This window comes from uncultured Chloroflexus sp. (assembly GCF_937951745.1).
In the GTDB taxonomy this organism is placed as follows: Bacteria; Chloroflexota; Chloroflexia; order Chloroflexales; family Chloroflexaceae; genus Chloroflexus.
The window spans coordinates 114,981-127,878 of sequence record NZ_CALFBQ010000003.1 but is presented as its reverse complement, the minus strand read 5'-3'; the positions used below and the strand labels follow the sequence as shown (position 1 = coordinate 127,878).

Sequence of the window (12,898 nt, the reverse complement as noted above, 5' to 3'; positions counted from 1 at the left end):
ATATCGCTCGCGGAGGATCGGATCGGTAATGCTGGGATCTTCAATCGTTTGCTTGCCCTTGATCGGCACCAGAATCACAGCGACGCCCGATGGTTTGAGTACACGATATAGCTCTCGCATTGCTTGTTCATCACGTGGTACATGTTCAAGCACATGACTACAGAGAATGCTATCGAATTCATTATCACGGAAAGGGAGGTTTATTATATCTACTCTTACCATCGTTGGTTGCGTCAAATCGACCGTGATATAGCGTAACGTTGGTACACGAGCGAGCCGCATTGCTAATCCCGGTTCCGGAGCAAAGTGCAGCATTGTCTGCGGCTCATAAGCTGTGAGTAAGCCGTGCCGCTTGAGGAAAAGCCATGTCAAGCGATGTCGCTGCAACGAGCGGCATACCGGACACCAACGGTGGTAGGGCCGATGCAGCGTGAGAAAACCGGATATGTGCGTCTCGCAGATCGGGCAGAACGCCTCCTGACCGGCAAAGAGTCGTTTACGTGCAGTGATTGGCAACCTAAATAAGGCATTGGCGACAACCAAATCGATCAGTCGGCGTGTCGGAGCCGGTGAGCGCATAGCAAGGCGCACTTGTAATGCGAATCTTTGCCAATGCCAAGCCATCCTGTGAAATTGAACAGACATCATCGTAGGCTTTGTTTGACATAAAAATAACGCCGGAGCAATCGTTGTCCTGCTCCGGCTCTCATAAAGCTTTGTCCACTTAAATCTGGTCGAGGTAATCCTTCAGCAGCTTGCCCAACCGGGGATGGCGCAACTTACGCAGCGCCTTGACTTCGATCTGACGCACCCGCTCGCGCGTCACACCAAACGCCTTGCCAACCTCTTCGAGCGTGCGTGGTTGGCCATCGGCCAAGCCATAACGCAACTCGAGCACTCGTCGCTCGCGTTCGCTAAGCTGGTCGAGTGCAGCAGCGATCTGCTGGCGCAGCATACCGCTTGCCGCGGCATCATCCGCATCGAGCGCATGGGGATCAGGGATAAAGTCGGCCAACGTGCTATCAGCCTCTTCCCCAACCGGTGTCGCCAATGATACCGGATCCTGCGCTGTCCGCCGCAACTCGCGCAGCTTTTCCTCGCTCATTCCCAGATGATTAGCCAACTCAGCGTCGGTCGGTTCACGCCCAAGCGACTGAGTCAACTGGCGGCGCGCGGCCTGAATCCGGTTCAGCGTTTCGCCGAGATGGACAGGCAAGCGCACCAGTCGCGATTGATCGGCTAACGCGCGCGACAGGGCCTGTTTGATCCACCATGTAGCATACGTGCTAAACTTATAACCTTTAGTGTGATCAAACTTCTCGATCGCGCGCAACAAGCCAAGGCTCCCTTCTTGGATCAGGTCGAGCAAGGGCAACCCACGGTCGCGATAACGTTTGGCGATGCTCACCACCAAACGCAGGTTCGCTGCCGCCATTTGTTGGCGCGCTTCTTCGCCTTGTGCCTTTAGCGCGCGCAAACGCTCCGCCTCTGGGCTATCGGGCGGAAGTGTCGCCAATTTTCGTTCAGCAGCTTGGCCGCGCTCGATTAACTGAGCGAGCCGCTTCTCCTGTTCGGCAGTGAGCAGCGGCACCTGCCCAATCTCGTGCAAATAGAGCCGCACACTATCGCTCAACAACGCATCTGATAACTCATCATCGAGCTCCAGATCCATTGTTGGCGGCGCCGGCAGATCATCGAGCGCCGGTTCCTCTCCATCTTGGACGGGGACACCGGCCTCGGCCAAGGCGGCATAGATACTGTCGATCAGCTCGATCGACTCGTCTGGGTTGGGAACCAGCCGCTGAATATCCTCGAATGTGACAAAGCCTCGCTGCCGTCCCTGCGCGATCAGGGCCTGCAGATCGGCTGCATTGATCGCAGGACTGGCGCGGTCGGTCTCGGGCTGGCTCTGCGTCATACTACTTCCTCGTCTGAGACCAAACGGGCACTGGCTACCGTGCGTTCTTTATTGTAGCACAAGCTGTTACCCGCGCAGGCCAAGGACCGAATGCGCAATCACGTTGCGCAAGATTTCCGAGGTGCCTTCACCGATAGTCAAGAGGCGTGTGTCGCGGTATAACCGTTCTACCGGGTATTCTTGGCTGTAGCCGTACCCGCCGAAAATCTGGATGGCATCGCGGCAGATCCGTTCCGAAGCTTCCGAGGCGAAGAGTTTGGCTATAGCCGCCTCGCGGGTATACGGCTTGCCGGCATCTTTCAGCTTAGCTGCGCCATAGACCAGCGCGCGGGCGGCAGCGAGATCAACGGCCATATTCGCAATCATGTTGGCAACCGACTGGTGAGCGCCGATCGGCTTGCCAAACGCGGTGCGTTCACGGGCGTAAGCAACAGCAGCTTCATACGCCGCTTGTGCTAACCCAATTGCCATCGCGCCAATACCAATTCTGCCACCGTCGAGCACTTGTAAGAACTGGATAAACCCACGCCCCCGTTCACCCAGCAAATGTTCGCGCGGCACCCGCACATCGTCTAGCATCACCGCCGTGCTAACCGAGCCGCGCAAACCCATCTTCGGCTCGTGCTTGCCGAAGCTCAAGCCCGGTGTGCCGCGCGGCACAATGATCGCCGAAATCCCCTTCTTGCCCAGATCGGGATCAGTTACTGCCGTTACAATGATGTGGCCGGCCAGCGGCGCATTGGTAATCCACATCTTTTGGCCGTTGATGACCCACTCGTCACCCACTAGGCGGGCGGTCGTGCGGGTAGCACCGGCATCCGAACCGGCATGCGGTTCGGTGAGGCCAAACGCGGCCAGATACTCGCCTTTGGCTGCCGGTGTCAAAAATCGGCGCTTTTGCTCTTCGGTGCCGAACATCGCGATCGGCGCGCTGCCCAAACCGATGTGGGCTGCGTAGGCCAATGCCGTACTGCCACAGCAACGCGCCACTTCTTCGATCGCGATCGCTGTGCTGACGCTATCGGCCCCAGCCCCGCCGTACTCTTCAGGAAAGGGCAACCCCATCAGGCCAAGTTGTGCCATCTTCGCAAACGTCTCGTGCGGGAAGGCGCTGTGCTCGTCAACGTAGCGTGCCTTGGGGGCGATCTCTTTCTCGGCGAATTCGCGCACCGTCTGGCGAATAAATTCCTGTTCGGGCGTCAGTTCAATCTCCATATCGAGCCTCTTTGCTAAAGATGCTTATCCGTGCGTTGCTTGCGACTCGGCTTCAAAGCTCATCACCGGCACGCCTTCCATCGTCTCGGCGATCAGATTATCCACCACTGCTTTCAAATCGTTGGTCTCGGCAAAGACGCGCAATTGGCGGTCGGCGCTGGTACCCTGATCAACAATTGTGAGCAGGTATTCGACTTCTTTGCGCGAGCCGAGCATGTCAACCACATCGTCAACCAGCTCGACAATTTCATGCACGAGCGCCTTGGCCTCAACCTCTTTGCGCTTGCCGAAATCGATCAGTTTGCCGTCGAGACCCCAGCGTTGCGCGCGCCATTTGTTCTCGTTGATCAAGGCGCGCCGGTAGACGCGGAAGGTGGTGTTGTTTTCAAACATGGTGTAAAACTTGACGATCAGCGCCTGCATCGTTGCAGCCAACGCCAGACACTCCTCGACCTTGGTGGCGATGTCGCAAACCCGGAATTCAAGCGTTCCAAAGAACGGATGCGGGCGTAGATCCCACCAAATCTTCTTGCCGTTGTCGATACAGCCGGTGTTGATCAACAACTGGACATACCGCTCAAATTCGCTGGCCGAATGGAACGTCGGCGGGATGCCGGTGCGCGGGAAGGTGCTAAAGATCACGCTGCGGTACGACTTGAAACCGGTATTGCGGCCCATCCAGAATGGCGATGAGGTGCTGAGCGACAGCAAGTGCGGGCAGATGTAGCGCGCGACATTCATCAATTCAATTGCCACCTCGTTGTTCGGCATACCGACGTGGCAATGCATGCCGAAGATAAGCAATTGCAATGCGGCATCTTGCATCTCACCCACGACCATATGGTACCGTTCGTCGGGCGTGATCTCTTGCTGCATCCACGACGAAAAGGGATGGGTGCCGGCAGCGACGATGCGCAGATTGTGACGGGCTGCTAGTCCGGCGATTGCGCCGCGCAGACGGGTGATCTCTGCCCGCGCTTCGCTGATAGTGCGGCAAGGGCGGGTGCCGACTTCGACGATACTTTGGTGCATTTCGGGCTTGATCTGCTCACGCAGGATCGTGCGTCCCGGTTCGAGGATCTGAGTAATGTAGCTCCGTAACTCGCGGGTTTCAGGATCGACGATTTGGTATTCCTCTTCGATCCCGATCGTAAACGCAAAATCGGCATCGTTGGGGTTGTAGACGCTCACCGCACACTCCTCGCTGATGGTTGGGATTGGTTTGTCACCGGTATGTTGTATTATATCGTGTCTTGGTGCTGTGTGGGGCAAGCAATAGGAAGGTGTGAAGTGCGACAGTCTCACTGCCACACTTCACGGTTGTATGTTGGCCTTAGTGGCCGTCCGCCGCCGCCAGCGTTCGCGCAGCAAGGCGATCGTATTCCGCTGGTAGTAGAGCCATTCCACTAACAGCACGCCCAGCGCCGCCAATGCCAGCCAGCGCCACATCTCTTGGCGACCATCGCGCTCACGGGCAACCGTGCTCTGCGCGCCGCTAAGCTGCGGGATAGTTAGATCACGTTGCGGCGTGATCTGCGATTCATTGGGAGCAAAGAGATTGACGGCAAAGCGACGACTGGCGATGACTTCGTTGCCGCGCCGTTCTTCGAGCGTGTAGACACCGGGTCGATCGGTTTCGGTGTAGAAGGTTTGGTTCGCCTGTACCTGCACCTGCCCATCGCGTGAGCTAGCGACCCGGCCATCGGGCCGGATGACCCGTACCTCTTCGATCGTGCTATCAACCGGCGCCACAATCGGTTGGCCGGTTGTCAGTTGCACGCTGCTCACCGGCAAGAGGTACTCGATCATATTCGAGAGCAAGATTGGGAAGGCAATATTGAGCGGTAAATCTGACAAGTGTAGATCGAACGCCAACACCACAATTCGCCGGCCTTCGCGCTCACCGGCCAGCAAGAGCGGGCCGCCATCGCTATCGACGATCACCCGCGCCCATTGGCCGGGTACGATGCGCGGCGCACGGAGAATATTGATGTCGTTGAGCCGCACATTGCGCAAGAGCGGATCTTCCAGCGCCGCCGGGCGGATCAGCGGAAAGTCAAATTCACCGGTGATCGAGAAGAGTTCGGTGCTACGCAGCGGGCCAATGAAGAGCAGATTGCCGGGGGGCAGCTCGGTAGGAACTACCCCATCAAAGATGGTCAGCAGCACTTCGGCAGCGCTTTCGGTAAATGTCAGGGTCGTCGTCGGCACGCGCGTCACCTCAAGACCGGGTAGCAGCGCAAGGCCGGTTTCGAGAAAGCGATTGCCGTCGCTCACTAACCGCACCTTCACAATCTCGCGTTGCGGGCTAACTGCGTAGGCCCGATCATCCACCGGCAACGCATCGCCATGTTCATCAAGGCGCGCCTCGACTACTGCTACGGTTGCCGGAATCGCCTCGATCCAACTTCGTTCACGACCCGGATCGATCGTCAAATCCACTGCATTTGAAAGAACACCATCGTAATAGAGTGAGAGCCGGCGAGTGACAGGGCTGCTGCCATAATTGATCGCCTGCACGAACAGGTTCTGCTTGAAGGGGCCGGGTTGAAGTGCAATCGCGTTAATCGCCACATTGTCGGATGAACGGCCAATCGGGAAGTAACGCACCCGCGCCGGTACCCGCAACCCGTCGGGTAGGATCACATTCCCGTCGGAAATAATCGCCACGTCGCTGTCAGGTTCGCGGGCAGCCAATGCTGAAGCTAGCGTTAACGCTTGGGTGAGATCGGATTGGCCGCTGTAGCTCGGTTGAATGCGCTCGATCACGCGCCGTAGCTCGCGCCGGTCGCTTGAGGAGGCGATTGGCGCTTCCATCTGGCCGCCAATGGTGATGATTGTCGCCCGCCCGTTATCCGGTAGTTGATCGATCAGCGCTAGCGCCTGCCGGCGCGCCGCCTCTAACCGGTTCGGCGATTCGTCGGTAGCGAGCATACTGATCGAGCGGTCGAAAATAATGATCAGGTTCGCGCCGCTAATACCGGTGACGGGCAGGAAAGGCCGGGCCAAGGCCAGCACCAACAATAGCATGAGCAGCAGTTGCAAAAACAGCAGTACATTACGGCGCAACTTCTGCCACGGCGCATTCGCTTCGATATCGCGCACCATGCGCTGCCAGAGAAAGGTTGATGAGACGACTTGCTCTTCGCGGCGCAACTTGAGCAAATACATCGCCACGATCAGCGGGCCGACAATTGCTGCGCCAAGCAACGCTAATGGAGCAAGGAATGACATACTCGTGTACCCATCTGTAGAGACAGAGCGTCGCTCTATCCCTAAGAGACGTTAAATGGTTGTTCACCACGCACAATCAAATCACGCAATTCGGCAATCGCCGCGCGCAACGCCGCATCGGTATCCGGTTCAGCTAACGCCAACCCGCGCGCTTCATACTCTGCTAGATCGGTAATCTCGACACACTGGCGATCGGCGCTCACGATCACATCGATCTCTAAATCTTCCGTCTCGATCACATCATCATCGATCCGGGCCGGGCGAGCAAGGTTGCAATACCATCCCCGCGTCACACCATCGGGCCGTTGGGCGCGAAAGATGTTATACCAGCGGTTGGTGTAGAACGTTTCGATCATCACATCCCCCGGCTCGATGCTAAACAGACCGAGATCGACCCGCCCTAACCGCCACTCGGCCTGTACCGTCACGCTCTGCGCATCGCGCGCTAGCACGGTTGCTTGATAGCGGATAATCTGGCCGCGCCTTGGTTTGATCAACCGCACTTCGATCATCGGATTACACCGGCCCGGCGCAATTGGCCAAACACGAAATCTTCGATCGGTTCAGCAGTATTCACCGGCACATAGCGCATGCCCCGCCCGCTACAAAATGCCTCAATCTCGCTTTGCCATGCGCGCAATGACTCGCGGTAACGTTGCAATACATCGAGATCGGCACTAATTTCTACCGCTGGTCCCCCCTCGCTATCAATCAGACGAATATCACCCTCAATCGGCGGATCAATCTCTTGCGGCGCGAGCACGTGCATCACGGTAATCTCGAATGGGCGCGAACTTAATGCGCGCAGAGCATCGCGCCAACCCGGATCAAACAGATCAGAACAGAGCAAGAGCGGGCCGGCACTACGCGCAGTCTGAATATAGTTGCGACAGAACTGGGTCAGGTTAGCGCTACTGCCGGCTTCGAGCCGCTGCAAGAACTCAAATAGCGCCACTGCGCCGCGTTTGCCGCGAATCCCGCTCACCGCCGCCGGTCGCCCGCCAAACGCAGTCACGTTAACCCGATCAAGGTTGCTAAGCGCAATATAGCCAAATGCCGCCGCAATCTGACGCGCATAGTGCAGCTTTTCCGGCTCGCCCCACGCCATACTGCGACTGGTGTCAACCAGCAGGTGAACGTTGAGTTCTTCTTCGGCCACAAACAGCTTCAGGTAGAACCGTTCAGCGCGGGCGTAAAGGTTCCAGTCGATCTGACGAATATCATCGCCGGTTGTGTACGGGCGAAAATCGGCAAATTCGACCGACGAGCCGCGTTTTGGGCTGCGCCGCTCGCCTTGGAGATCACCGGCCATTGCGCGCCGGGTTTGCAGTGCCAACCGATCGAGCTTGCGTAGGAAAGTGGCTGTGAGCAACGGCTCGGCCATCACTCCTCCTTGACCGCTTCCAGTACGCCCTTGACCACCTCGTCAGCACTGATCCCTTCAGCCTGCGCTTCAAAGTTGAGCACAACCCGGTGGCGTAGCGCCGGTAAGGCTGCCAAGCGAATATCGCCAAACGAGACGTTATAGCGCCCATCTAGCAATGCTAAAATCTTGCCGGCCAGAATCAAGGTCTGCATCCCGCGCGGCGACGCGCCATAACGCACATACTGTTTGGTCACCGCCGGCGCATCTTTGCCTTCAGGATGGGTGGCCGTGATCAGCCGGGCCGTGTAGGCCAGCACATGGCTGGCGATTGGCACTGTGCGCGCCAGCTCTTGCATCTGGATGATAGTCTGCCCATCGGCGACGTGACGAGCTACTGGCTGGCGAGCGCCGGTCGTGCGTTGAGCAATCTCGACCAGTTCGGCTGCTGTTGGGAAAGCGACGTGGATCTTGAAGAAGAAGCGATCGAGCTGCGCTTCCGGCAGCGGGTACGTCCCCTCCATCTCCAGCGGGTTTTGGGTTGCCAAGACGAAGAAGGGACGGGGTAGCTGATGGATCGTCTTGGCGACGGTCACTGTGCGCTCTTGCATTGCTTCGAGCAACGCCGACTGGGTCTTCGGCGTAGCACGGTTGATCTCATCGGCCAGCACTAAGTTGGCGAAAATCGGCCCCGGCTCAAAGCGGAACGACTTATGGCCATGGGCGTCCTCACTGATCAGCGTGGTGCCGACAATATCCGCCGGCATCAAATCGGGCGTAAACTGGATGCGCGAGAACTTGCAGTCGATCACATCGGCCAAGGTGCGCACCAGCGTAGTCTTCGCCAAGCCGGGTACGCCTTCGAGCAGCGCATTCCCGCCGGCGAGCAGCGTAATAATCACCTGCCGGATCAGTTCGTGCTGGCCGACAATCACTTGCGCGACTTCGGCTTCGATTTGTTGCGCGCGTTGCCGAAACTCTTCCGGCGTCATGGCGATCGCAGCTTCCGAAGCAGCGGTCATGCTGATGTCCTCCTCGTATGGATGTAAGGTAGCGTCAAACGTTTTAGGCAAGCAGACACCGGTAGCGAGCGCCTAGCTTGCTACGGTTCTAGCCGCGAGAAGTATTCGCGGACGAGATTTTGTAAGTAAATCGGTACGCTGCCGCGATCGATCGCTTCCGTCGCCGTGCGCTGGTATTCAGGAAACACCTGCTCGTAAGGAATGACCGACGGATTATTCAACCCACCCTGCTGCCCTTGACCCGGACGCACCTCGCTGCTGCCGCTGCTGCCCTGCTGGCCGGCGATAAAATCAGGATCACCGGTTTGGCCGGAGGGCCGGAAGGGTTGGTACACCAATCCATCGTTGCGCCCTTGCCCCTGTTGCGAACTTGGCCGATTCGGATCGACATTGCCCGGCGCATTACTCTGTTGTTGGCCGAGATTGTCAGCAGTCGAGCCACCGCCTTGCCCGGGTTGGCCTTGCTGGCTTTGCCCGGGTTGGCCTTGTTGCCCTTGTTGCCCTTGCTGGCCTTGCCCTTGGCCTTGTTGAGCCTGCCCCTGTCCTTGCTGGCCTTGCCCTTGGCCTTGTTGAGCCTGTCCTTGCCCCTGCTGGGCCTGCTGGCCTTGGCCGGGTTGGCCGGCCTGCGCAATTTGTTGGCGAGCCGCTTGGGTATTGTTCAGCGCCTGTTGCACTGCGCGCTGGTTAGCAATAGCTGCTTGGGCATTCTGCACCTGTTGGCCAGCCTGTTGCAATGCCTCGGCAGCCGCTTGGGTGTCGCCGCGTTCGAGGGCTTGTGCTGCATCTTGCAAAGCCTGCGCGGTGGCGCGATCCGCCGACGCGAGTTGCGCAGCCTGTTGAGCCAGTTCTTGGGCTAACGCCTCACGCTCTGCGGCGCTCATCTGATCGAGGCTGGCCGCCAAGTTCTCAAGTTGTTGACGCAACTGGTCAAGCGTTGGGCGGGGCGAAGTCGGGTTATTAGAGAGCTGTTCCAATCGGCGCGCCAACTGTTCCAGCGCCGCTTGGCGCACGTCGGTTTGCGGATTAAGCTGTTGGCGCAGGCGCATTTCGGCCTGCGCTAGATCGGCCAGCGCCTCTTGGCGATCACCGGGGTTGCGGGCTAATTCAGCTTGCAATTGGCGCAGGATCGCCTCTAATTCCGCCCGTTGTTCGGGCGTGAGATCATCACGCGCGGCCAACTCTTGTTCTAATTCCGCCAATTGCTGATTGACCTGTTCGATCATCTCGGCGACCGCGGCGCGCTCGGCCAAGATCTGGTTCATCGGGTTGGGCAGCGTCAGTAACGCAACCGTCACCAGCGCCGGCAGCAGCGCCAATAGCAATGGCTGGCGCGGCACCACGATCGGGATCTGGCGCGGATGGAGCTGCAACGCTAGCGCGCTCGCGTCAGCCTGTTGGTAAGGAGCGAGCGGCGTATCCGCGCCGGTCTCATACAATTCAATCGCCGTCGAGAGCCGTTCGCGCAGGTTGAGGATGCGGTCAACCCGCTGTGCAGCCCGGCGCGGCGGTAGTGGCCGGAATGCGCTGACGCCGACGATGGCTACAAACCACAACGCGATCGGTACCAACACCCACCATAGCAAATGAGGCACCGGCGTCATCCAGCCGATGGCAGCCACCAGTGCGCTACCGGTTAGCGCCATCCATAGGGTGCGGCTTGCCAGTACAATGCCATCGCTCAGGCGCAGTTTGATGCTCAGCGGGCGCAACTGCCGGCGCAATAGCTGATACGTTGAAGGGTTTATCGCCTGCGTCATCGCCAATCCTTCCTATATCGGTGGTAAGAGTATCGTACCACACTATGGATGACGCTGCCAGACCCGCGCCGGTTCCGGGGAATAGTCACAGCAAAACGCACATCGTTGGGTGCTGCTGATGGGGCACCAACGCTGATAGCGCATTGCCCCACCGGTAGCAGTATGATGTGCCACTAGGCTTAGAAGGGAAAAGCTCGACCTGCGCCGCACGTTATCGGTTTCACTGCGCCGGTTTGCAGCTAATCTTTGCGCCAGACATGCCGCTCAACCACCTGCCGCACCAATTCACCACGCTCCCAAATCTCAACCACACGCTGGCTGATGATTGTGGTCGTCACACTGATCGGTTCAGCGACAGGCGTGATCGCGCTCTGGGGAACGGTGGTGATCGGCGCAACCGGCGCCGGCGTCCCCATCCGGCGGCGCAGCCATGCCTTGCCAACTTCGACTGCCAGCGTGGCCGCACCGAGCGCCAGCGCAGCGCCGATCTGGCGCATCTGCGCCGGCGAGAGTGACAAGGTGCGGGGAGCCAAGGCGCTCGGTTCGCGTGGGGCCAACGCATCATTACCCGTGAGCGCTGCGCCGCACGCGCCGCAGTACCGGTTCTCAAGCGGGTTGCCATGGCGACAGGCCGGACAAATCCGTTCCACCATAACGCTCACCTCCAACCATTGATGCTGATGCCTTCTAGTATAGCAATGCGCTCCCTGTGGACACAGCAGAGCTGTACCGTTACACCTGATACGCCTATGCCTCGATGTTGCGCTTGGCTTTGCGCGGCGCTTGGGCCGCCGGCACAAACCGTGCCAAAATCACGCCAACCTCATAAAGCAGATACATCGGCAACGCCAGCAACATCAGATTCACCGGATCGCCGGTCGGAGTAATAAACGCCGCGATGATCACGACCACTACCAGCGCATAGCGCCGGTAGCTTGCCAATTGCTTAGCGGTGGTGACATTCAGATACGCGAGCACGTAGATAATGATCGGCAATTCAAACACCACGCCGTTGATTAACAACAACATCGATACCGTCTCGAGGAAATCAGACAGCGTCGGTTGGGTTTGGATCAGCGGCGAGTCGGAAAAGCCGATCAGGAACTGAATGGCGACGGGTGTGGTAACAAACCAGCCGAAGGCAATCCCGGCAAGGAAGAAAAAGGTCACAAAGGGCAAGGCGCGGTAGATCAGCCGCCGTTCGCTGTCGGTCAGACCCGGCACAATAAAGGCCAGCAGTTGGTAAACGATTACCGGCATCGCCAGAATCACGCCAACCAATAACGCCACCTTCATGTAGCTGGTGAACTGCTCGGTGGTGCCGACTGACTGGATTGGGGCGAAGCGGTCGTTGATCGGGGCAAAGGTCAAGATAAGGATATCGATCAGTTTGATCGGGCCTTGGGGCCACACTGCGATAAATCCAAACACCATGCCGATCAGCACGCCGATGCCGGCCTTGACGATCCGGCTACGTAGCTCGATCAAGTGCTCGATCAGCGTCATCGACGTCTCATCGGCTTGGCCTGCTTTGGCCGGTTTGGTAGTCATGGCGTGACAGTCTCCTCAGAAACGGGTGCCGGCGCGACGGTCGGTTGCCAGTGTTGATCCAACAAGCCGCGCGCCTGCAACTGCAAGACAATCGACTGGAGTTCAGCCGCCAACCCATTCAGCCGGGCCAGTAGTTCACTGATCTCGGTAGGCGTGACCGGTTCCGCAGCGTTTTGGGCAGGTGCGGTCGCCGCCGGAGCTGCCACATCAGCAAAGAGCATCCGATCTTCATCGGTAATGGGTTGGGCAACACCACCGTCGTTGGTGACCGGCTCGACGGGCATTGCTGCCGGTATAGGCGCTTGTGCCGGTGGGCGGATCGTTGGTTGCGCTGGCGGCGCTGCATCAGGTGGAGGTAAAGTTGGCTGAGCGGCTGGCAAGGCCTCGTTCAGTGTGGTTTGCACCTGCTCGCCAACGGCTTTTACCTCATCGACCATCGCTTGGACATCGTTACGCACATCGAGCTGGTTGCGCGTCCGCACTAATTCATCGCGCAATTGGGCGATCTCGCGCTCAAACTCGTTGCGCATCTCGTTAATCATTTGCAGTTCAGGCGACTGTTGCTGCCACGCAAGAAATTTCGCCACCTGCTTACCGGCGAAGCGCCCCAATTCTGGCAACCGTTCTGGGCCAAAGAGCACGAGCGCGAGACCGGCGATGAGAATCAGTTCAGGCAGATGAACGTTGAAGATCTCCATACAACTCCGCAGTTTGCCGGTGATACCATGCTACTACTATCTTACCACAGCGCGCGGTTTGTGCGGAGGGTGTAAGCGCCGACGCTGCTCATCTGGGGCAATGACCCGCAAACAAACAACGGCGGGTCGTTTTACCCGCC

12 protein-coding genes are annotated in these 12,898 nt (G+C 58.4%); all 12 read right to left on the bottom strand.

What is annotated here, in order from left to right; genetic code table 11:
• The coding region (locus Q1A59_RS01275) for a class I SAM-dependent methyltransferase (protein ID WP_299643489.1) at positions 1 to 315 on the bottom strand (315 nt) is incomplete at its 3' end.
• A 409-nt stretch (positions 316 to 724) separates the two neighbouring features.
• Complete coding sequence (gene rpoD, locus Q1A59_RS01270) at positions 725 to 1,918, bottom strand: RNA polymerase sigma factor RpoD (protein WP_299643486.1); 1,194 nt, start codon at positions 1,916 to 1,918, stop codon at positions 725 to 727.
• Positions 1,919 to 1,984: 66 nt separating this feature from the next.
• Positions 1,985 to 3,133 (bottom strand): acyl-CoA dehydrogenase, encoded by a 1,149-nt coding sequence (locus Q1A59_RS01265; protein ID WP_298405459.1) that lies wholly within the window; start codon positions 3,131 to 3,133, stop codon positions 1,985 to 1,987.
• Positions 3,134 to 3,157: 24 nt separating this feature from the next.
• A complete protein-coding gene (locus tag Q1A59_RS01260; protein WP_298405461.1) occupies positions 3,158 to 4,324 on the bottom strand; it encodes a carboxylate-amine ligase in 1,167 nt (388 codons plus the stop codon).
• Positions 4,325 to 4,447: 123 nt separating this feature from the next.
• Positions 4,448 to 6,367, bottom strand: a complete 1,920-nt coding sequence (locus Q1A59_RS01255; protein ID WP_299643482.1) for a VWA domain-containing protein — start codon at positions 6,365 to 6,367, stop codon at positions 4,448 to 4,450.
• A gap of 41 nt (positions 6,368 to 6,408) precedes the next feature.
• The gene (locus Q1A59_RS01250; RefSeq protein ID WP_298405465.1) at positions 6,409 to 6,879 is read right to left on the bottom strand and encodes a DUF402 domain-containing protein; all 471 of its coding nucleotides are present in this window, start codon (positions 6,877 to 6,879) and stop codon (positions 6,409 to 6,411) included.
• A complete protein-coding gene (locus tag Q1A59_RS01245; protein WP_298405467.1) occupies positions 6,876 to 7,751 on the bottom strand; it encodes a DUF58 domain-containing protein in 876 nt (291 codons plus the stop codon). Before Q1A59_RS01245 ends, Q1A59_RS01250 begins: the two co-directional genes overlap by 4 nt.
• A complete protein-coding gene (locus Q1A59_RS01240) occupies positions 7,751 to 8,752 on the bottom strand; it encodes a MoxR family ATPase (protein ID WP_298405470.1) in 1,002 nt (333 codons plus the stop codon). Before Q1A59_RS01240 ends, Q1A59_RS01245 begins: the two co-directional genes overlap by 1 nt.
• A gap of 80 nt (positions 8,753 to 8,832) precedes the next feature.
• The gene (locus tag Q1A59_RS01235) at positions 8,833 to 10,509 is read right to left on the bottom strand and encodes a hypothetical protein (RefSeq protein ID WP_298482794.1); all 1,677 of its coding nucleotides are present in this window, start codon (positions 10,507 to 10,509) and stop codon (positions 8,833 to 8,835) included.
• Between the two features lie 239 nt (positions 10,510 to 10,748).
• Positions 10,749 to 11,162, bottom strand: coding sequence for a zinc ribbon domain-containing protein (locus Q1A59_RS01230; RefSeq protein WP_298405991.1), 414 nt, complete (start codon positions 11,160 to 11,162; stop codon positions 10,749 to 10,751).
• 94 nt (positions 11,163 to 11,256) lie between these two features.
• Positions 11,257 to 12,060: a twin-arginine translocase subunit TatC gene (gene tatC, locus Q1A59_RS01225; protein ID WP_298405989.1), complete on the bottom strand. Its 804-nt coding sequence runs from the start codon at positions 12,058 to 12,060 to the stop codon at positions 11,257 to 11,259.
• Complete coding sequence (locus Q1A59_RS01220) at positions 12,057 to 12,758, bottom strand: twin-arginine translocase TatA/TatE family subunit (protein ID WP_298405987.1); 702 nt, start codon at positions 12,756 to 12,758, stop codon at positions 12,057 to 12,059. The genes tatC and Q1A59_RS01220 overlap by 4 nt, the downstream gene beginning before the upstream one ends.
• Positions 12,759 to 12,898 lie beyond the last annotated feature (140 nt).

Excerpts from the sequence above, each read along its gene's own strand:
- rpoD (WP_299643486.1), bottom strand. The coding sequence starts at position 1,918 with ATGACGCAGAGCCAGCCCGAGACCGACCGCGCCAGTCCTGCGATCAAT.
- Q1A59_RS01265 (WP_298405459.1), bottom strand. The coding sequence starts at position 3,133 with ATGGAGATTGAACTGACGCCCGAACAGGAATTTATTCGCCAGACGGTG.
- Q1A59_RS01255 (WP_299643482.1), bottom strand. The coding sequence starts at position 6,367 with ATGTCATTCCTTGCTCCATTAGCGTTGCTTGGCGCAGCAATTGTCGGC.
- Q1A59_RS01250 (WP_298405465.1), bottom strand. The coding sequence starts at position 6,879 with ATGATCGAAGTGCGGTTGATCAAACCAAGGCGCGGCCAGATTATCCGC.
- Q1A59_RS01245 (WP_298405467.1), bottom strand. The coding sequence starts at position 7,751 with ATGGCCGAGCCGTTGCTCACAGCCACTTTCCTACGCAAGCTCGATCGG.
- Q1A59_RS01240 (WP_298405470.1), bottom strand. The coding sequence starts at position 8,752 with ATGACCGCTGCTTCGGAAGCTGCGATCGCCATGACGCCGGAAGAGTTT.
- Q1A59_RS01235 (WP_298482794.1), bottom strand. The coding sequence starts at position 10,509 with ATGACGCAGGCGATAAACCCTTCAACGTATCAGCTATTGCGCCGGCAG.
- Q1A59_RS01230 (WP_298405991.1), bottom strand. The coding sequence starts at position 11,162 with ATGGTGGAACGGATTTGTCCGGCCTGTCGCCATGGCAACCCGCTTGAG.
- tatC (WP_298405989.1), bottom strand. The coding sequence starts at position 12,060 with ATGACTACCAAACCGGCCAAAGCAGGCCAAGCCGATGAGACGTCGATG.
- Q1A59_RS01220 (WP_298405987.1), bottom strand. The coding sequence starts at position 12,758 with ATGGAGATCTTCAACGTTCATCTGCCTGAACTGATTCTCATCGCCGGT.